The organism is Streptomyces sp. NPDC005863, assembly GCF_042871345.1.
Taxonomy (GTDB): Bacteria; Actinomycetota; Actinomycetes; order Streptomycetales; family Streptomycetaceae; genus Streptomyces.
Genome location: NZ_JBIAII010000006.1, coordinates 178,987 through 196,618, shown reverse-complemented (window position 1 = coordinate 196,618; position 17,632 = coordinate 178,987). Strand labels below are relative to the sequence as shown.

The window sequence follows — 17,632 nt, the reverse complement described above, 5'->3', positions numbered from 1 at the left end:
GGTCACTCTCCCGACTCGTAGGAATGGAAGCCCTGTCCGGTCTTGCGCCCGTGGAGACCCGCGTCGACCAGCCGGGTGAGCAGGGGGCAGGGGCGGTACTTGGGGTCGCCGAAGTTGTCGTACAGGACCTTCAGGGACAGCAGGACGGTGTCGAGACCGATGAGGTCCGCGGTCTCGAGCGGCCCCATGGCGTGCCCGAAGCACTCCTTGAAGAGCCGGTCGACGTCCGCCGCCGTGGAGACACCTTCGTGGAGGAGGAAGACCGCCTCGTTGATGGTGAGCATCGCGACGCGGTTCGTCACGAAGCCCGAGGAGTCCTCCACCAGGACGTGCCCCTTGCCGACCCCGTCGAGCAGCGCCCGGGTCCGCGCGATCGTGGCGTCCGACGTGTGGTGGCCGCGGATCAGCTCGACGGTGGGCTTGAGGTGCGCCGGGTTCATGAAGTGCATGCCGATCACGTGCTCCGGCCGGCCGGTGAGCCCGGCGACCCGCGTGATCGGAATCGCGGAGGTGTTGACGCCGAAGGGCACGCCGGGGCGGCAGAGGGCGTCGAGCTCGGCGTAGAGGGGCCGCTTGACGTCCCAATCCTCGGTGACGTTCTCGACCAGGAAGTCCACGTCCCCAAGCCGCTTGAGGTCCACGGTGAAGTCGATCCGCCCGGTCACCTCCAGCGGTTCCCGTACGGGAGTCCCGGGGCGGACCAGCGGAGCGAACCGTACGTTCCGCGCGATCTCGTCCCGTGCGGATGCCAGGGCGGCCTCCGTTACGTCCACCAGCACGACCTCGTGCCCGTGTTCCGCGAACAGCTCGGCCACGCCGCGCCCCATCGTGCCGGCGCCCACCACCCCTATGCGGTCCACCCGTTGCTCCCCCTCATGTCGTCTTATGCAGTCGGTGTCGGTATGGCTTCACGGAGGGTGCGCAGGAGATCGTCGCGCCCCTGCCCTCCGCGGAAGTAGAAGTGCCCGCCGGCCGCGACCGTGAGGTCGGTGGCGGCGCTCGTGTGCCGCGCCCACTGCTCACGCCAGGGCGCGTACGCCTCCTCGCGGCCGGCGAGGACGGTGACCGGCCGGTCCAGCGGCGGCTCGGAGCTCCCCGGCACGTACCGCTCCAGGAGCGCGTAGTCGGCCCGGAAGCACGCGAGCGCGTGCGCGCGCAGGTCGGCGTCGGCCCGCAGATGGTCCATGGGCTCGCCCGTGCCGCGCTCGATCGCGTCGAGCAGCTGGTCGTCCGACAGATCGCGCACGGGCCGCGCGACGGGCGGCAACGGGGGTGCGGGACAGGAGGAGACGATGAGCCGTTGCGGCAACTCCCGGTTGCGCGCCTGGAGTTCGCGTGTGACCTCAAGGGCGACGAGGGCGCCCAGACTGTGACCGAAGAAGAGGAACGGGCGTTGGACCGGCCCACCGTCGGGGTTCTCGAAGTCGACGGCCGAGACGAGGGCGTCCACCAGGGCGTCCATCCGCGTGTGCGCCGGTTCGGCCTGGCGGGTGGTCCTTCCGGGCAGGTGTACGCCCCGGACCTCGACCCCCGGCAGGTCGTCGGACCAACGGACGTACTCGCCCGGCAGCCCGCCCGCGTGCGGGAAGCAGTAGAGGACGGCGACGGCGTCCGGACGGCGGTGCCGGCGGACGGTCCACCGCGTCACGGCCTGCGGCCGGGGCCGGAGGCGAGCCTCGCCTCGATCAGCGCGGCGAACTCCTCCGCCGTGGGTGCCGTGATCAGCTCCTTGGGCGCGAGCTCCACCGGGTACGTCTCGCGGATCCTGGCCACGAGGCGGGTCGCGATGAGGGAGTCGCCGCCGAGGTCGAAGAAGCTCTCGTCGGGCTCCACCTCGGGGAGATCGAGGATCTCGGCGAAGTACTTCGCGATGAGGTCGTACGTGACTTCGCCGGCGGGCGCGGATGCCGGGGGCGCGACGGGTGTGGCGGGTGTGGCGGGTGTAGCGGGTGCGGTGGGCGGGGCGGCTGCGGCGGGCCGGTGGGGCCGGTGGGGCCGTTCCACCGTGAACAGCCGGCGCTCGAAGGGGTACGTGGGCAGGGCGACCTTGCGGGGGCGCCGGCCCCGGTGCAGGGCCGCCCAGTCGACGGCGGCACCGGTCAGCCAACGCCGCCCAAAGTCGACGGGATCGCCCTGCGACTCCTTGTCCTCCCCGGACGCCCCGGCCACCCCGGCCGTCCCGCCCGACGGCCAGACCATTCTGGGGGCGGTGACGAGCCGCTCGGGGTCCTCGCCCGCCAGCACGCGTACGGCGTCCGCGACGTCCCGTACCACCGCGATCCGCCGGTACGGGAGCTCCCGCCGCCCGGTCTGCAACGTCCAGGACACATCGGCGAGTACGGTGCCGGGCTCGGCCCGCAGCCGCCCCGCGAGCCGGTCGGTGACGGCGTCCAGCGCGGCAGCGGACTTCGCCGAGAGCGGCAGCACGTACGGACCGCGCGCGCTCGGCGTCCCGCTCGGCTCCGCTTCGGCGGGGGGCTGTTCCAGGACGACATGGGCGTTCGTACCGCCCACGCTGAAGGAGCTCACGCCGGCCCGGCGCGGCACGCCCGCCGGCCGCCAGTCCTCGGCGCGGGCGACCACGCGGAACGGGCTGTTGGCGAAGTCGATCTCCGGGTTGGGCTCGGTGAAGTGCAGGCTGGGCGGGATGACCCCGTGCTTGAGCGCGAGGACGGTCTTGATCAGACCGGCGACGCCGGCGGCGGCATCGGTGTGCCCGACGTTGGTCTTGACGGAACCGATTCCGCAGTAGCCGAGGCGAGGGTTGCCGCGGTCGTCGCCGCTGTCACCGTCATGACCGCTCTCGCTCGCGCTGTCGCGGCGGAAGGCTTGGGTGAGGGCGGCGATCTCGACGGGGTCGCCGAGCCGGGTGCCGGTGCCGTGGGTCTCCACGTAGGTGCAGGACTCCGGTGTCACGCCCGCCACCCGCTGGGCGCGTTCGATGACCGCGGCCTGACCGGCGACGCCCGGGGCGGTGAAGCCCATGCGGTCGGCGCCGTCGTTGTTGACCGCCGTCCCGAGGATCACGGCGTCGACGCGGTCGCCGTCGGCCAACGCGTCCGCGAACCGCTTCAGGACCACGACGCCGACGCCGTCGCCGCCGACAAGCCCGGTCGCGGCGGCGTCGAAGGCCCGCAGCACGCCGTCCGGCGCCTGGATGCCGACCTCGTCGGAGCCGCCGACACCGGACGGCAGCCGCACGGTGACGCCACCGGCGAGCGCCAGGTCGCAGTCGCCGGTCAACAGCCCCTGGACGGCGGCGTGCACGGCGACCAACGAGGTGGCGCAGGCGGCCTGCACGGTCATCGTCGGACCGGTCAGACCGAGCCGGTGGGCCACCCTGCTGCACAGGAAGTCGGGCCCGTTGGCGACGCGTATCTCCCAGTCGGAGGCGGCCGACGCAGCCGATTCCGAGGGGCGCTCGGCCCGGTCCGCCTTGAGCAACTGCGCGTACGCGTTCTCGCCGCCGCCCCCGTAGACGCCGACCGCTCCGGTCACCCGCTGCGGATCCTGGCCTGCGTCCTCGAGCGCGGCCAAGGCGCTCTCCAGGAAGAGTCGAGCCTGTGGGTTGATGATGCGGGCCTCGCGTGGCGAAATACCGAAGTAGTCGGCGTCGAACCACTCGGGATCGTCGATGAGCCCCCGCGCCGCGACCCCGTCGGGACCACTGATTCGAGTGATCGAATCCTTGCCGTCGAGCAGATTCCGCCAGAACGCCCCTGGGCCGTCCGCGTTGGGAAACTTGCAGGTCATACCTATGACCGCGATCCGTCTGTCCACCGTAATCACGGGGCCCCGCCTCTGTTCGGTGTTCGGCTCGGCGAGCTTAACCAGCGCCCTGACGGGTCACAAGGGTTGACTCGACGCACGGGAGGGAGTAGGCGGGGAGCGGGGTTCGGGGGGCTGGAAATCACTGCTGGCGGCGGCGACTTGCTGCTCCGAGAGGAGTGGCGCGGCCCAACTCGGCGCGCGGGCGCGGTGGTTTCCTCGGGGCCGGCGGAAGGGCAGCCCGAGAACCGCCCCATCAACCGGCGTAGGTTGTCCGGGTGATGCACGACGACGCCGGCACGGCCTGCCACGCGGCCCCGAGAGAGGTGCGAAGCCCGCGCCCAGTCGCGGGGGCCGGTACCTGGGCCGAAGCCCCCCGGGACTTCGACCCGGAGCGCCTGCCGACGGCAGCGACGACCGGTGGCCGCCACCACTGGGAACCGCGCCTCTGGGTGGCGCGGGTGGACACGTTCCGGCCCGACCTCTCGGTACTCGACGCCGGGGAACGGGAGCGGGCGCGGGCATTCCGACGCGAACGGGACCGTTCGCTGTACGAAGTGGCCCACGTGGCACTGCGGCAGCTGCTGGGCGCGGAGCTGGACGTCGATCCGGCCGGGGTCCGCCTGGCGAGAGCGGACTGCCCGGGCTGCGGCGGTCCGCACGGACGCCCGATCGTCGACCCCCGCCACCACCCACTGGACCTGCACTTCTCCCTCTCCCACGCGACGGACACGGCACTCATCGCGCTGGCCGGCCGCCCGGTAGGGGTGGACGTGGAGGAGCTGCCGTCACCGGAGGTGGTGTCGGAGGTCGCCACAGCCCTGCACCCCCAGGAGTCCACGGAACTCGCCGCCCTGCCGCCGTCCGCCCGCCCGGCGGCGTTCGCCCGCTGCTGGACGCGGAAGGAGGCGGTGCTCAAGGGAACCGGCGAGGGCCTGTCCGCCGGAGCGGCGACACTACGGGTGGGCACGGACCCCCACCCACACCCGGTGCCGGGCTGGCACGTCACGGACGTCCCCGCCCCGCCGGGCTTCGCGGCGGCGGTGGCGGTGTCAGCCCCGGAGTCGACGTCGGCGTCGGCGTCGGCGTCGGCGTCGGCGTCGGCGTCGGCGTCGGCGTCGGCGTCGGCGTCGATCGCGGCGACGCCGACACAAGGGGCCGGGCCCGCCAGGCCCCGCCACCCCTCGCCCCCCTGACCAGGCCGGGGGCCGACACTCCCGGAACGGCCACCCGCTATACTGTCGGCGGTATCGCAGACCGCAGCGCCTGCTCACCACAGACCGGCCGGAAACGGCACGGCCTGGACCGCCTTCGTAGCTCAGGGGATAGAGCACCGCTCTCCTAAAGCGGGTGTCGCAGGTTCGAATCCTGCCGGGGGCACAAGATCAGAACGGGAAAGGCCCAGGTCACGGAGTGAATCTCCGGTCCTGGGCCTTACTTGCGCGCACCCTGGCTACACGCCCGCACAGCAATGCGCCGCCGCCCTCGGCGTCCCGCTCCTCCCGACGAGGCCGCGGGTGCAGATCAGGGGGTGCGGCGGACGTAGGCGGGTGGCTTCGGGCACTGCTCGTGCACGACGGCGACGTGGCCGCCGGCCGAGATCGACACCTTCATGGACGTCACGACGGCCTGCCCGTGCAGGATCGGCTCGTCGCAGCGCCAGCAGTACCGCGTGCCCTCACTCATCACAGTCTCCGTAGAAACAGACTCGGCCCACGACTCTGTCAACGTCTTGTGCGATGCCGAGGACTGCGACGGTGCCGCAGCCGTGCGGGCCTGCGGGGTCTGCCGTGAGGAGTTGCCGCAGGCACGGCGCGCACGGGACAAGAACCGGATCCGGCGCGTCGGTCATCGCCGCACCTGTCGACTGATCCGCACGGCCGCGCCGAACAGCCTCTGACCCGTGGTGCACCAGGGGAGGCCGGTGGAGCACTGCTTGCAGCCCTGCCGATGTTGGTCGGACGCCTCGCAGAAGTGGGCGTAGGCGCAGGCACGGCAGCCCCGGGGGAACCAGCGTGCCCCGCTGCCGTGGGCGTCGACCTCACGCGCTCCCAGGTCGACGGCGGTGGAGTTGTTCAGGCCGGCCGCACACCAGACGCAGCGTCGACCGCACACCTGCTCCTCGGCGAGGCTGCCGGGATCGGGCAGTTCGAGGGGTGCCTGGAGAGTTCCTGCACTACTTCCTGTGCCGGAGGGTAGGACCGGAATGTCGGCCACGTCGACTCCTTACCAGTCGGCCATGCCCTGGAGCCGTTCACGCGGTCCGCCGGGGCTTCGCTGTGTTTCCGACGCTAGAAGCGTGACGTGCGCCAACTCCACTGTCGTGCACGGATGTGCATAGATTCCGCCGGCCAGGTCCGATGGCGCGTTGTAGGCCTTGACCGCGAAACGTGATGGGTCGACGGTGGTGCACAACTGAGCACAGCTCACGAAGAGAGGGCAGCCATGGCCTTAGAGTTCATCGGCATTGACCCGAACACAGGACAGAGCGGATCCCCGACAGTCTGGGTCGACACGGCCACGGCTGACATCGTCCTGCAGAGTTACACCGCCGACGCAGCGACCTTGTCCGAGTGCGCCGAGAACACCGCACCCGGACACGCCAAGGGCATCCCCGCCCACGAAACGGTGATCCGAATTCCGGCTCACCTCGTAGTCATGTTGAGGGAGGCATGTGATGCCGCCGAGTGGCGAGCTCAACTTCAACGACCTGCTTGAGGCCAGCACGCGGTCAGCCGTCCACTTGGAGATGCGCGACGTGTACGGCGTCGGCGACGAGGCCGAGGACTTCGACCACTGGCGCAGGACCGGACGGAGGGATGCCGATCCAGCCTCCGCGTACTGGGCGCCGTGGGTCGACCTCATCACCAGGGCGACCGCCCGTGGCGTGCGGGTCCGGCGGGCGCGCATCGTGTCGGAGCCGGTGACCGACTACATCCGTTACGAGCACGCGGGCACGGCCATCAACGTTCACGCCGGCGAGGACGTCCGGTGGCTGTCGCGCCGCCAGGCCGTCGACCTTCTCGTGCCCGGCTGCGATCTGTGGATCTTCGACGGGGCGCGAGTGCTGTTCAACCACTTCACCGGTGACGGTGAATGGTCCGCTCCGGGGCTGGAGTTGCGCACCGACCCTGCGGTGGTGCAGCAGTGCGTTGACGCGTTCGAAGCGGTCTGGGACAGAGCCATCCCGCACGCCGAGTACAAGATTCGCTGAAGGAGGACCGGACGGTCAGCCCATGCCCAACTCCCCGTCGTCATCCGCCCAGACCGCCCGAAAAGCTGTGGCCGCGCGGCTCCGCGGCATACGCAAGAGCGCGGGACTCACGGTTGTCGAGCTGGCCCACCGGTGCGGCTGGCACCACGCCAAGACCTCGCGCATCGAGCACGCCAAGACTCCTCCGTCGCCCACCGACATCCGGCTGTGGTGCAGGCACTGTGAGGCCCACGATCAGATCGACGACCTGATCGCCGCCTCACTCAACGCGGAGTCCCTGTACAGGGAGTGGCGGCAGCGGACGAAGCAGGGGCTCCGCCAGCTGCAGGACAGTTACCTCGACCTGTACCGGTCGACCCGGCTCTTCCGCGTCTACTCGCCCACGTTGGTCCCCGGCCTGCTGCAGACCGAGGGATACGCCAAGGCTCTGCTGAGCGCGAATGCGGAACTGCTCGACGTGCCGAACGACGCAGAGGACGCAGCCCGGGCGAGAGTTGAACGCTCCGGCATCGTCCACCAGGTCGGTCACCGCTTTCTCCTCGTGGTGGAGGAGGGAGTTCTCCGCTACCAGTTGGGCGACCGCGCAGCGATGGCCGCCCAGTTGGGCCACCTGCTCACGGCTGGGGCAATGCCCGCCGTGTCCCTCGGCGTCATTCCGTCCGGCACGCCGGAGCGCGCCCTGTGGCCGCAGGAGCTGTTCCACATATACGACGACACCCTCGTCTCGGTGGAACTGCTGTCGGCACAGGTGAACGTGACGCAGCCGTCGGAGATCGCCCTGTACCTGAAGGCATTTGAGCAGCTGCGCGGCATGGCTGTGTATGGCGCAGACGCACGCGCTCTGATCACCCGTGCGATCGGCGCGCTCGACGGCGACGAGGCTTGACGAAGAGCCTTAGAACGGGGCGTGCTCCCGCCCCCGCTCCCGCCGGCGGGGACATCGCGTCACGCCTGGCGACCCTCGATCAGCTTCGGGCCGCCGGGGCGATCACGGACGAGGAGTACCGGGACCGCCGGGAGAAGATCCTGGACAGCCTGTAGGGGTGGGCCCGCCGGGCCCCCGGCCATGGATGTCGGCTGGGGGCCCGGCCCGGCTCCGTCAGGTACGCGGGCTGTTCAGTGAGCCCTGCACTTGTTGCCGACCGCCGGGTTCAGCAGGCCGACGACGTTGACCGTGTTGCCGCAGAGGTTGAGGTCGACGTTGACCGGGACCTGGATGACGTTGCCGCTCAGGAGGCCGGGGGAATGCGCCGCCACGGCCTTGGCGTGGGCGCCGGCGTCCGGGCCGGGGGACGCGACGGCGGCGGTGGCGCCGCCGATGACGGTGACGGTGGCGAGCGCGGCGGTGGCGAGGATCGTGCGCATGCGCATGGGGTACCTCCGGGGTGGGGCGGGCCTGAGGAACGGGCCTGCGGAACGGACCTGTCAGGTCTCGCCCGTCGCGCGTGCCGGTAAAGCTGTCGTGGGCCGTCTGCCGGTACGGAACCGTCCGTCCGTGGGACTCCGGGCCCCGCCGTACGCCCCGTGCGGCGCGAGCAGGCGGGGTGCGGCGGTCCCTTCAGCTGTGGGAGGGGCGCGATTCCCGTACGGCGTTGGCAGCGCTGGTCGAGGCCGTGAGCCACAGCAGGGCCGACGCGATGGCGAGCTGGCTCTCCACGTGGGCCGCGGTGGTCGCCGCTATGTAGACGGCGGCTCCTACGACGACTCCGACGGCGATCGAGGTCGTGTCACGCCACGGCGGCACCACCGAGTTCCGCCCCAGGACCAGCCGGATCGCGATGGACAGGAAGACGGCGATACAGGCGCCGTACAGAACCCACATGTTCAAGAACCCCAGCTTCTACGTGCAGTGATCGCCAGAGTACTCACCGGACAGGAAGCGTCCCGCGGCGGACTTGATCTTGATACAGGCCCCCTCTACGGTCGACCGGCGATAAGGTCCGCCATGGAGTGGATATCCCCCGTCAGTACGGCACTTGGCGCGGCCATCGGGATCGGGTCGACGTTGGTCACCGATCGGCTCCGCTGGCGCAGGGAGCGCGCCGGGCAGAGCCTCGACGTACGTAGGCAGCTCTACGCCGAGTACACCGCCGCGCTCTCACGCACGCGAACGGCGCTCGACGAGTGCGTGCACGACCACATGTCCGTCGAGGAGCGCCCACAGCGGGTGCGGGAACTGTTCCTGGCGCCCGGTGCGTACGAGCTCCGGCACCAGTTGGCCATCACCGCGCCGCACGAGGTCGTCGAGGCCGCGCGTACCGCGTTCGTGGCCCTGAGGGACACGCGGGATCTGCTCATGGGCGGCACCGCGGTCGACAGCCCTGCCTATCGGGAACTCGAGGACGAGTTCGACGCGGCGGTGGGCGAGCTCCGCACCCTCATGCGCAGGGACCTCGGTGCCCCCGGGGCCCTCCCGCGGGGTTGACGCCGGGGAGGGAGGAGCGGGTGGACACGAGGCAGAGCCCCGCCCTCAGACCCGCACCCGCACCCCATACCGCGTCCGCATCCGGTGGAGTTCCCAGAGGGCCACCGCCGTGACCGAGATCGGGCCGCCCAGGACCGCGCACCACTGGGCCGCCGGCGGGCCGTGGGGGAGGCCGCCGTCCAGGGCGAGGCTGCTGAGCATCAGTTCCCAGACGAGTACGACGGTCAGCGCGGCCGGCAGGGCCGCGTGGACGTTGGACGTGTTGAAGGCGTAGCGGGCCGCGTACGCCGAGGAGAACAGCATGAACGGCAGCAGCCAGATGAGGCCGATGAGCAGGGCGAGGGCGATGAGGCCGTTGATCAGCGTGCCGTAGTTCTGCTTCAGGATGAGCGCGCTGCCCACCAGGACGAGGACCACGCCGACCAGGATGCCGACGTACCAGCCCACCGCCTTCAGCGGCGCCCGCAGCCGGGAGCGGAGCACGGGGCGGTGCTCGGCGGGGGCGTAACGGATGAAGCCCATCACCACCAGCGGGCCCGTGATGATGAGCAGGATCGGAGCCATGATCAGCTTGACCACGCCGTCGTTGGCGACGCCGCTCCAGCCGTCGTCCGCGCCGTAGGCGTAGATCAGGTAGAGCGTCGCGGCCGCGCCCACCAGCGCGCGCCACAGCTGCACCTTCGACACCAGCGGGTCCGGGATGTGACCGGCACCCGGCTGGTTGAAGATCGCCTCCGCCCGGCGGCGGGCGGAGCGGATCACCGGGATGAGCGGCGAGACGAAGAGGAAACCGCAGCCGGAACGCCGCCGGCGGACCGGCTGCGGCGGCAGCGGATACGGGTGGGGGTGGGGCTGCGGGTGGGTGTAGGGGTACGGGTTCGGGGGCGGGGGCGCGTACGGGTGCGGGGCGCCCTGCGGCGGGATGTTCGGAGGCGGCGCGCCGCCTCCCTGCGGTGGTGTGCCGCCACCCTGCGGCGTACCCCCGCCCTGCGGTGGCGTGTTCCGCGGTGACCAGCCCTGATATCCCCCGTGAGCCACTGTTCTCCCTGCCTTCCCGCGGCCTTCCCGCGACGCCTTTCGAGCGCGCGCAGTTTACTGGCCTGAATCCGACGGGTGTCACCACTGCGCGGTGGCCGTGGGGAACCCGTGACCCATGAGGGGCAGTTGCGCCGCATACGCCCTCCTGTACGGTCCGGGGCACGGCGCAGCAAGCGCGCCGTGCCCCGACTCCGCATCAGTTCAGAACGCTCGGCTCAGAACTCCTCGGCCCAGAACTCCTCGGCTCAGAACGCCTTGTTAGTGACGAGGGCGTTGCCGAAGACGTCGTACACCGAGACGTGGCCCTCCTCGGAGTCCTTCCAGTCGTCGAAGGCCGCGGCGAGCACGCGTGCGGTGGCCATGGGCTCCTTGACCGGCGTCGTCCCACCGTTGATGTCGGTGGAGATGTAGGCGTTTCCGGTTCTGTCGTCCCACTCGCCGATGACGCGCCGTACGCGGGACGCCGCCTTCTTCTGCTCCTGGGTGCCGTGTGCCTCGACCCACGCGCGGAAGTCGTCGGCGTTCTTGCTCGACTGCTTCTTGTCGGTGTCGGGCGGCAGGGTCTCCTGCTCGGTGGCGGTGCCCTGGGCCGTCGTGTCGGTCCACTCGCAACCACTCGTGAGGCCGATGGCGACGCACGCGCCGAGGGCGAGCGCCGCGGATCGGATCAGCCGGGGGCGCATCACGCGCTCCTCCCTCTCAGACCGCTCAGAACTTGATCGCGTCGGCCTTGTCGTTCCAGTTGCCACCGTAAGCGTAGGAAATCTTCTTGAAGTTCGGGTACCGGGTGTATCCGGCCCCGAGGAAGAGGTGCGGGTCGGGCATGCCGCTGCGGAAGTCGTACAGCTCGACACCGCGCTGGGGGCGGTTGACGTACGCGGAGGACGCCTTGTCCCGGAAGCTCGGGCTGTACTGGTCCAGGTGGCGGGTCTTCGCGGTGTCGTACGTCGGCCACTGCAGGCGACGGCCCTTGAAGTCCGCGTCCTGCCACAGGCACACCCAGCTCTTGGGGCAGTCGAGCCAGCTGCTGCGCAGGGCGGCGGCGCGCGCCGCCTTCGGGGCGCTCCGGTCGGCCGCGCCCTCGCGCGCCTGCGGAGTCGGCGCGTGCTCGGCGAGGTAGGCGTCGGCCTCGGCCTGGTCGTCGAAGCACTCCATCGTGCCGTCCTGCGACACCTCGGCGCAGACCTGCGCGCCGCCGAGGTCGTCGGACCGGGAGTCGATCCTCTCGCCGTGGTAGTACATCTCGACCTTCGGCGCGTTCTCCACCGCCTGGCGGACCTGCGCCTCCTCTTCGGGGGTCGCGGTGCCGGAGACGGCGCCGGGCACCTCGGGGAGGGAGCTGTCGGCGAAGGCCGGAGCGGCGGTGATGCCTGCGGTCGCGAGGGCGAGGGTGGCGGCGGCCATGGTGGTGCGGGCGCCGATGTGCACGGGTGTTCCCCAGAAAGACGTCATGTTCGAGCGGACCCACGGAGCTCCGGGTTCTCCGGAGCGCGGATCCGATCAAGGAACGTATTGCGTGGAGCGCGCACCGACCTAGCGGATGAATCCGCTTAAAGGCGACAAGTGCCACCCACCCCATCTGTGGCGTTAAGCATGGTTGTACGGCGAGGGATCACAGCCTCATCAAGATCGACTCACGGCACGGTCAAGCACGTCGTGACGCGGCGTCAAGTGGTGATGGGTCCTCATATATCGGTCGTGGCGCCCGGTTTACAGCTGCCCTTATCCACGCCTTACGATGATCAATCCCATTTCCCCCACACCTCACAGCTTGACCGGCAACGCACCGACATCACGGGAGAAGACCCGTAACACACCATCGGTGCTGCTTTGCCATGCGCCAACTGTGAGAGGAAGAGCATGCGTTGACATCGCACATACCGAGACCGGCACGCGCCGGGATCGCGGGCCTCGCGGCCGCCGCGATCCTGGCCGGGCTGATCCAGACCGGCACGGCCCACGCCGCGCCCGACGGCACGACCGTCGCCTCCCGGCCGAAGTCGGCCGCAGACGGGCCCGGTTCGGGTGCCGTCGTCGACCCCGACGAGAAGCTCGGCAAGGACTGGGACACCTCGAAGGACCGGGCCGTCACCGCCGCCGCCGACTCCGAGGGGCTGCGCATCCTCGCCGCCGCGTCGGACGAGGCGTACGCGTGGAAGACCGCCGCCGTCCTCAACGAGCCCGGAATGCCCGCCGATTCGTGGATCGGCAACCAGTGCGTCATGGACGACTCCCATGTCGCCGCCGTGTACGCGCCGCGCGCGTTCACCAACAAGCCGGACCTGATGCAGGGCGGCGCGTTCACCGCGATCGTGAACACGAGGACGGGGGATGTGACGAAGCTGCCGTTCACCGGCACCCTCGCCTACTTCGACCCCACCTGTAACACCACCACGCACACCGCGGCCTTCACCCAGTACCGCGACATGAACGACGTGTCGCAGGTGAAGACGCGGGTGATCACGGTGGACACGGCGGGCAGGGCCATCGCCGAGACCGGTGAGCTGCGCGGCCAGGTGTCGTCGGCGGCGCCCGTGAAGGACGGTGTGGTCGCCGGTCTCGGCCGCGACCTCGTCCACGTCGACGGCAAGGGCAGGATCCGCAAGGTCGCCGAGGGCGACAGCGTCCCCTTCGACATCCGCCCCATGGGCGGCGACCGCGTCGGCTTCGTGGACCGCAGGGGCACGAGGACGGCGCGGGCGAAGGTGTACGACGGGCACGGCGAGCCCCGCACGATCGCCACCGGCCGCCTCGGCGACCTCGGCCTCGAACCCGGCGCGCGGGGCCGCACCTTCCTGACCGGCGAGGCCAAGGACGTACGGCTGCGGGACAGCGGGGTCACCCGGGTCGACGCGCCCGCCGACACCGACCTCTCCTCGCACGGCCGGCTCGCCGTCGAGCCCGTCCTCACCCCCGGCGTCCGCGCCGGACTGACCCGCATCAAGGGCGCGGGCAAGGGCTTCGACAAGGCGAACGAGCCCGAGGCGGGCGTGCGTTCGCGCTCCGGCCGGGCCCCGGGCACCGCGGACGACGAGACCACCCTCACGGTGACGTCGACCGCGACGACCACCGGCGAGGAGGTCGAGCAGCGGGTCGAGTCGGCGCAGCCGCGCACCACCGCGGGCCTCTCCCCCGCCCTGACCGGCGACAGCGAGCCGCGCACGCTGACCCGCGTCTCGGCCGTCAAGACCGCGGCCGCATCCACGCCCGTCTCGCACGATCCCGTCGACACCGACCGCTGGTGCTCCGTCTCACGCAACGACATGAGCGCCCAGGCGTTGCAGCCGACGCCGAACCAGGTGGAGTGGGCGGTGGACATGGCCGTACGCGGTGAGCTGCGCGCCAAGTGGATCCGCCAGGGCGACTACCGGGGCCAGGCGGGGCTCGGCACGATCGACCCACAGGGCCTGTTCCCGCTGCCGAAGCTGAACGGGGGCGGCCGGATCCCGGCGAGCGTGCTCCTCGGCATCCTGGCGCAGGAGTCCAACCTGTGGCAGGCCGAGTCCGGCGCGATCCCGGGCCAGATGGGCAATCCGCTGGCCGCCGTGGACGGCTACTACGGCCACAAGGCGAAGGACACGCTCCTCGGCTACTGGCGCATCAACTGGGACAAGTCCGACTGCGGTTACGGCGTCGGCCAGGTCACCGACGGCATGCGCCTGAAGGGGCACGAGAAGAAGGACGAGACGAGCCTCGACCCGAAGCTGCAGAAGGTCATCGCGGTCGACTACGCGACCAACATCGCCGCCTCCATGAAGATCCTCGCCGACAAGTGGAACGAGGTGCACAAGGACGGGCAGAAGATCACGGTCAACAACGACGATCCGTCCCGCATGGAGAACTGGTTCACCGCCGCCTGGAACTACAACCTCGGCTTCAACCCCAGGTCGGAGTCGGGCAAGAACGGCGGACACTGGGGCCTCGGCTGGTACAACAACCCGGCCAACCCCATGTACAAGAAGGGTGCCTGGGACCACCCGTTCATGGATGTCAGCCTCAATGCGGACAACATCCGTGACGCGGCGCACCCGCAGGACTGGCCGTACGAGGAGAAGGTGATGGGCTGGTCCGCCTGGTCCATCGACACCGGCTTCTCCTACGGCACGGACGGCAGGCAGGACTGGAAGGGCGAGTCCGGCTTCAACACCGCCGGGTTCCGTCCCGCGTGGTGGGCGAGCATCGCCGACCGCTCCCGCGTCAGCCCGCCGCTGGACACGTTCTGCAACAAGAAGAACAACTGCGACCCGGCCAACCCGGTCGACTGCCCGGACGAGGCCTGCTACCGGCAGTTCTGGTGGACGCAGGAGAAGGCGGTGTGGAAGCCCGACTGCGACCAGACGTGCGGGCACGAGAGCATCAAGTACGTCACGCTGCGCTCCGAGCCGGGCCGCGGCTACCGGCTGAAGAACGGCGACCCGGTGTGCGGGGGCGCCCCCGCGGGCTCCGACGTCGTCGCCTCCGTACCCAATGGGACGCCGACCTGGTCCACGTGCGGCAAGGCGTCCTCGACGGGCTCGTTCCGGTTCACCTTCCATCCCGACTGGGACAAGCACTACGAGGCGAAGGCCGATCTGCACTCCATCGGCGGCGGCCACGGCGGCCACTTCTGGTACACCCACACCCGTAACGAGGACCACCTCGGCGGCGCCGGCAACCGGATGACGGTCGAGGGCGAGTGGACGGCGGGCAAGAAGTACGACCTCGCCGCCGTCTACGCCTACGTCCCCGACACCGGGGCGCAGACCAGGCACGCGACGTACGTCGTCAGCGGCGCGTCCGGCGGGCCCTACGAGCGGGTCGTCGACCAGAACGCGAACAACGGCAAGTGGGTGCCGCTGGGCGCCTACAAGTTCACGGGCACGCCGAAGGTGACGCTCACGAACTACACGAAGACGGGCACCGCGGACCGCGACATCGCCTGGAACTCCGTGGCGTTCAAGCCGATCAAGGGCAAGTTCGTGCACCGCTCGCTGACCGCCGCGGCGATCTTCGACCCGAACCAGGAGCTGAACTCCAACTGGCCGGTGTCGACCGAGATCAACTCGCCGGTGCAGTCGATGAAGGCGCTCTACGACTGGGGTCTCGGCCTCGCCGACCACGGTCCGCTGTGGAACAACCCGGAGGGCGCCGACGCCGTCGGCATGTCCTCCAAGGCGCGCTGCCCCTCGGCGAAGGCCGTCGGCGAGTGCACGGGCCAGAAGACGTGGGACGCGGCCGACAAGTGGGCCAAGGAGATCAAGGCGGGCGGCTGGAAGCCGCGTGCCGACGGCTCCGCCCCCGCCCACTCCATCCCGCGCTGGATGGCCATGTCCAACGAGCGGCCCGACCCGGCCGCGCCCGCGTCCAAGGCGTACGCGGACCCGAACAGCTACAAGATCAAGTCTGATGTGAACGTGACCTTCGTGGTCGGCGAGGACGGGAAGATCGTCGACGGCAGCGTGGGGTCCGACTACCGCGCCCGCGTCGGCAACGCCCACCTGCCGCACTTCGTCACGGACATCATGCAGGCGATCGAGAAGGAATACGGCATCCCGGCGCCGGACATCGACTACACCACGCAGGACGCGCTCGAATACGGCAACGTCCACACGTCCCACCCCTACAAGGACGGTGACACCCCTGGTCAGGCGTACTTCCCGCACTTCCGCGGCGCACGTCTGGACGACGCCAAGCAGTGCGTCGACTTCCGCGGGGTCGGCGGCGGTGTGCACGGCTACCGGGCGATGATCGGCCACAAGTCCGTCAACGACAACGTCAAGGCGTGGGTGGACCGGGTCAACGACGACCTGGAGACCAACCACACCGTGCGGCGGTTCGCCGGGGACGTCTACTCGATGTTCTTCAAGAACACCGGGAAGTGGAACAACAACATGTTCGGTTCCATGATCGGCAACGCCCCGCCGATCTGGCAGGACATCGCCGCGGCCTTCTGCGCCGACGGCTCCGTGAAGCCGACGCACCTGCAGAAGAACAAGGACGCCGACCCGTCCGACGGCATCGTCTTCCAGTCGTACATGCCGGACCTCTACCTGTACGTGGACGACCGGCTGACCGACAACCTCGGCCGGAAGTCGAACCACCGCATCAGCGGCGGCGACTGGCGGAACTTCTCCAACTTCCCCGCCACCGCGCCGAACGGCAACGCCTTCGCCTCCTGCTCCGTCTTCCACCGGGGCAGCGGCGGCAATCCGTGGGGCGTGGACGCTCCCGTTCCGTTCCTCGGGGACGGGCCGGGGAACCGGCCCGGCAGTGTGGTGCACTGTGACGAGCCGGCGAACAAGTTCACCGAGAACCTCACCCGGTGACCCAGTGACCCGGTGAGGGTGAGTGAGCGCATGACCACCGACTGATCCACTGCACGAAGAGGGGGACGGACCGGCCCGGACCGGCCGGCCCGCCCCCCTCCGCACGTCTAGGGAGAAATCCTCATGGGCTTTCTGTACTTGGCCTTCTTCGCCGCGTTCCTCTACCTGGTGCCCGTGGCCCTGCTGTGCAGGAAGGTCGCGATCAGGACAACGGCGAAGATGGGCTGGACCATGGCTTCCCTGCTGATCGGCTTCCCCGTCGTCCTGCTGGTCATCGGCGGCGTGGTGGACGCCAAGGGCGCCGCCTCGTAGCGGGCCTCGCCCACCGGTCCGTCCGCTCGGCCGCTCAGCCGCTCAGCCGCTCAGCCGCTCAGCCGAGATCCTCGCCGTACACCCGGTCGACCGTCATCGTCATCAGCACCCGGCGGTCGGCCACCATCGCCGCGCGGTACTCGGCCCAGTCCGGGTGCTCCCCCGCCGCCGTCCGGTAGTACGTCACCAGGGCCTCGACCTCGGGGCCGTGCGGGTCGGTGCCCGGGCCCGTGAGGGTCGCGATGCCCTCGGCGGTGGCCCAGGAGCGGCCGTCGGGGCCGGTGACCTCCAGCGTGGCCCGCGGGTCCCGGCGCAGGTTCGCCGTCTTGGCCCGGCCCTCGGTCATCGACACGTGGAGGAGCCCCGTCTCCGCGTCGTAGAAGGGCATGACCGGCGACAGCTGCGGGCGGCCGTCCGACTTGATCGTGGCGAGGACCCCGAGCCGGCTCTTCGCGAGCAGCGCGTACGGGTCGAAGACCGGCCGGGCGGTGGTGCCCGAAGTGCCGGGCGTACCAAGGGTGTTCGTCATATGCGGGGCCTCCGAGGACAGGGCGATCGTACGGACGGGAC

Annotated in this window: 19 protein-coding genes and 1 tRNA gene; 9 read left to right on the top strand and 11 right to left on the bottom strand. The window is 70.4% G+C overall.

Translation table 11 applies throughout. The features are described 5' to 3' along the window. Positions 1–2: 2 nt before the first annotated feature. From ACFYO9_RS22410 to ACFYO9_RS22400, 3 genes are read right to left on the bottom strand one after another with little or no spacing between them, the layout of a single operon-like run. Entirely contained in the window at positions 3–860 is an 858-nt protein-coding gene (locus ACFYO9_RS22410) for a 3-hydroxyacyl-CoA dehydrogenase NAD-binding domain-containing protein (RefSeq protein ID WP_358774903.1), read from the bottom strand. A 23-nt stretch (positions 861–883) separates the two neighbouring features. Continuing rightward, complete coding sequence (locus tag ACFYO9_RS22405) at positions 884–1,648, bottom strand: alpha/beta fold hydrolase (RefSeq protein WP_358774905.1); 765 nt, start codon at positions 1,646–1,648, stop codon at positions 884–886. Then, positions 1,645–3,780, bottom strand: coding sequence for a beta-ketoacyl synthase N-terminal-like domain-containing protein (locus ACFYO9_RS22400; RefSeq protein ID WP_388666510.1), 2,136 nt, complete (start codon positions 3,778–3,780; stop codon positions 1,645–1,647). Before ACFYO9_RS22400 ends, ACFYO9_RS22405 begins: the two co-directional genes overlap by 4 nt. Before the next feature lie 269 nt (positions 3,781–4,049). Between ACFYO9_RS22400 and ACFYO9_RS22395 the strand changes: the two genes are divergently transcribed. Together ACFYO9_RS22395 and ACFYO9_RS22390 are read left to right on the top strand one after the other, a co-directional pair. Next, a complete protein-coding gene (locus ACFYO9_RS22395) occupies positions 4,050–4,964 on the top strand; it encodes a 4'-phosphopantetheinyl transferase superfamily protein (protein WP_358775075.1) in 915 nt (304 codons plus the stop codon). Positions 4,965–5,075: 111 nt separating this feature from the next. Beyond that, positions 5,076–5,148 (top strand) — tRNA-Arg (locus ACFYO9_RS22390). A gap of 144 nt (positions 5,149–5,292) precedes the next feature. Here the strand turns inward: ACFYO9_RS22390 and ACFYO9_RS22385 are convergent. Both ACFYO9_RS22385 and ACFYO9_RS22380 read right to left on the bottom strand, forming a co-directional pair. After that, positions 5,293–5,454, bottom strand: coding sequence for a hypothetical protein (locus ACFYO9_RS22385; protein WP_358774908.1), 162 nt, complete (start codon positions 5,452–5,454; stop codon positions 5,293–5,295). Positions 5,455–5,616: 162 nt separating this feature from the next. Next, the gene (locus tag ACFYO9_RS22380; RefSeq protein ID WP_358774910.1) at positions 5,617–5,985 is read right to left on the bottom strand and encodes a hypothetical protein; all 369 of its coding nucleotides are present in this window, start codon (positions 5,983–5,985) and stop codon (positions 5,617–5,619) included. A 228-nt stretch (positions 5,986–6,213) separates the two neighbouring features. On the opposite strand from ACFYO9_RS22380, the gene ACFYO9_RS22375 reads away from it, so the two are divergent. The 4 genes from ACFYO9_RS22375 to ACFYO9_RS22360 are packed head-to-tail and all read left to right on the top strand — an operon-like array spanning position 6,214 to position 8,023. Continuing rightward, positions 6,214–6,486 (top strand): hypothetical protein, encoded by a 273-nt coding sequence (locus ACFYO9_RS22375; RefSeq protein ID WP_355807649.1) that lies wholly within the window; start codon positions 6,214–6,216, stop codon positions 6,484–6,486. Further along, the gene (locus ACFYO9_RS22370; protein WP_355807651.1) at positions 6,446–6,982 is read left to right on the top strand and encodes a DUF6879 family protein; all 537 of its coding nucleotides are present in this window, start codon (positions 6,446–6,448) and stop codon (positions 6,980–6,982) included. The genes ACFYO9_RS22375 and ACFYO9_RS22370 overlap by 41 nt, the downstream gene beginning before the upstream one ends. A gap of 22 nt (positions 6,983–7,004) precedes the next feature. Continuing rightward, positions 7,005–7,868, top strand: coding sequence for a helix-turn-helix transcriptional regulator (locus ACFYO9_RS22365; RefSeq protein WP_358774912.1), 864 nt, complete (start codon positions 7,005–7,007; stop codon positions 7,866–7,868). Continuing rightward, positions 7,865–8,023: an SHOCT domain-containing protein gene (locus ACFYO9_RS22360; RefSeq protein ID WP_355807655.1), complete on the top strand. Its 159-nt coding sequence runs from the start codon at positions 7,865–7,867 to the stop codon at positions 8,021–8,023. Before ACFYO9_RS22365 ends, ACFYO9_RS22360 begins: the two co-directional genes overlap by 4 nt. Positions 8,024–8,098: 75 nt before the next feature. On the opposite strand, the gene ACFYO9_RS22355 is transcribed toward ACFYO9_RS22360, so the two are convergent. Beyond that, positions 8,099–8,353 carry a chaplin gene (locus ACFYO9_RS22355; RefSeq protein ID WP_358774914.1) on the bottom strand — a complete coding sequence of 85 codons (255 nt, stop codon included), beginning with the start codon at positions 8,351–8,353 and terminating at the stop codon, positions 8,099–8,101. A 187-nt stretch (positions 8,354–8,540) separates the two neighbouring features. Beyond that, entirely contained in the window at positions 8,541–8,810 is a 270-nt protein-coding gene (locus tag ACFYO9_RS22350; protein WP_355807658.1) for a hypothetical protein, read from the bottom strand. Between the two features lie 117 nt (positions 8,811–8,927). On the opposite strand from ACFYO9_RS22350, the gene ACFYO9_RS22345 reads away from it, so the two are divergent. Further along, on the top strand, positions 8,928–9,407 hold the full coding sequence (locus tag ACFYO9_RS22345; protein ID WP_355807660.1) for a hypothetical protein: 480 nt from the start codon (positions 8,928–8,930) through the stop codon (positions 9,405–9,407). A 45-nt stretch (positions 9,408–9,452) separates the two neighbouring features. Here the strand turns inward: ACFYO9_RS22345 and ACFYO9_RS22340 are convergent, their stop codons facing one another. The 3 genes from ACFYO9_RS22340 to ACFYO9_RS22330 form a co-directional block, all read right to left on the bottom strand. After that, positions 9,453–10,445 (bottom strand): hypothetical protein, encoded by a 993-nt coding sequence (locus ACFYO9_RS22340; RefSeq protein ID WP_358774917.1) that lies wholly within the window; start codon positions 10,443–10,445, stop codon positions 9,453–9,455. A gap of 245 nt (positions 10,446–10,690) precedes the next feature. Continuing rightward, positions 10,691–11,128 carry a hypothetical protein gene (locus tag ACFYO9_RS22335; protein ID WP_355807664.1) on the bottom strand — a complete coding sequence of 146 codons (438 nt, stop codon included), beginning with the start codon at positions 11,126–11,128 and terminating at the stop codon, positions 10,691–10,693. Positions 11,129–11,153: 25 nt separating this feature from the next. Then, on the bottom strand, positions 11,154–11,897 hold the full coding sequence (locus ACFYO9_RS22330; protein WP_358774919.1) for a peptidase inhibitor family I36 protein: 744 nt from the start codon (positions 11,895–11,897) through the stop codon (positions 11,154–11,156). Positions 11,898–12,310: 413 nt separating this feature from the next. Here ACFYO9_RS22330 and ACFYO9_RS22325 point away from each other — a divergent pair, with 413 nt between their 5' ends. Together ACFYO9_RS22325 and ACFYO9_RS22320 are read left to right on the top strand one after the other, a co-directional pair. Next, complete coding sequence (locus tag ACFYO9_RS22325; protein ID WP_358774921.1) at positions 12,311–16,750, top strand: hypothetical protein; 4,440 nt, start codon at positions 12,311–12,313, stop codon at positions 16,748–16,750. Between the two features lie 123 nt (positions 16,751–16,873). Then, a complete protein-coding gene (locus ACFYO9_RS22320; RefSeq protein ID WP_355807668.1) occupies positions 16,874–17,062 on the top strand; it encodes a hypothetical protein in 189 nt (62 codons plus the stop codon). A 58-nt stretch (positions 17,063–17,120) separates the two neighbouring features. On the opposite strand, the gene ACFYO9_RS22315 is transcribed toward ACFYO9_RS22320, so the two are convergent. After that, complete coding sequence (locus tag ACFYO9_RS22315) at positions 17,121–17,591, bottom strand: PPOX class F420-dependent oxidoreductase (protein WP_358774922.1); 471 nt, start codon at positions 17,589–17,591, stop codon at positions 17,121–17,123. Positions 17,592–17,632: the final 41 nt, after the last annotated feature.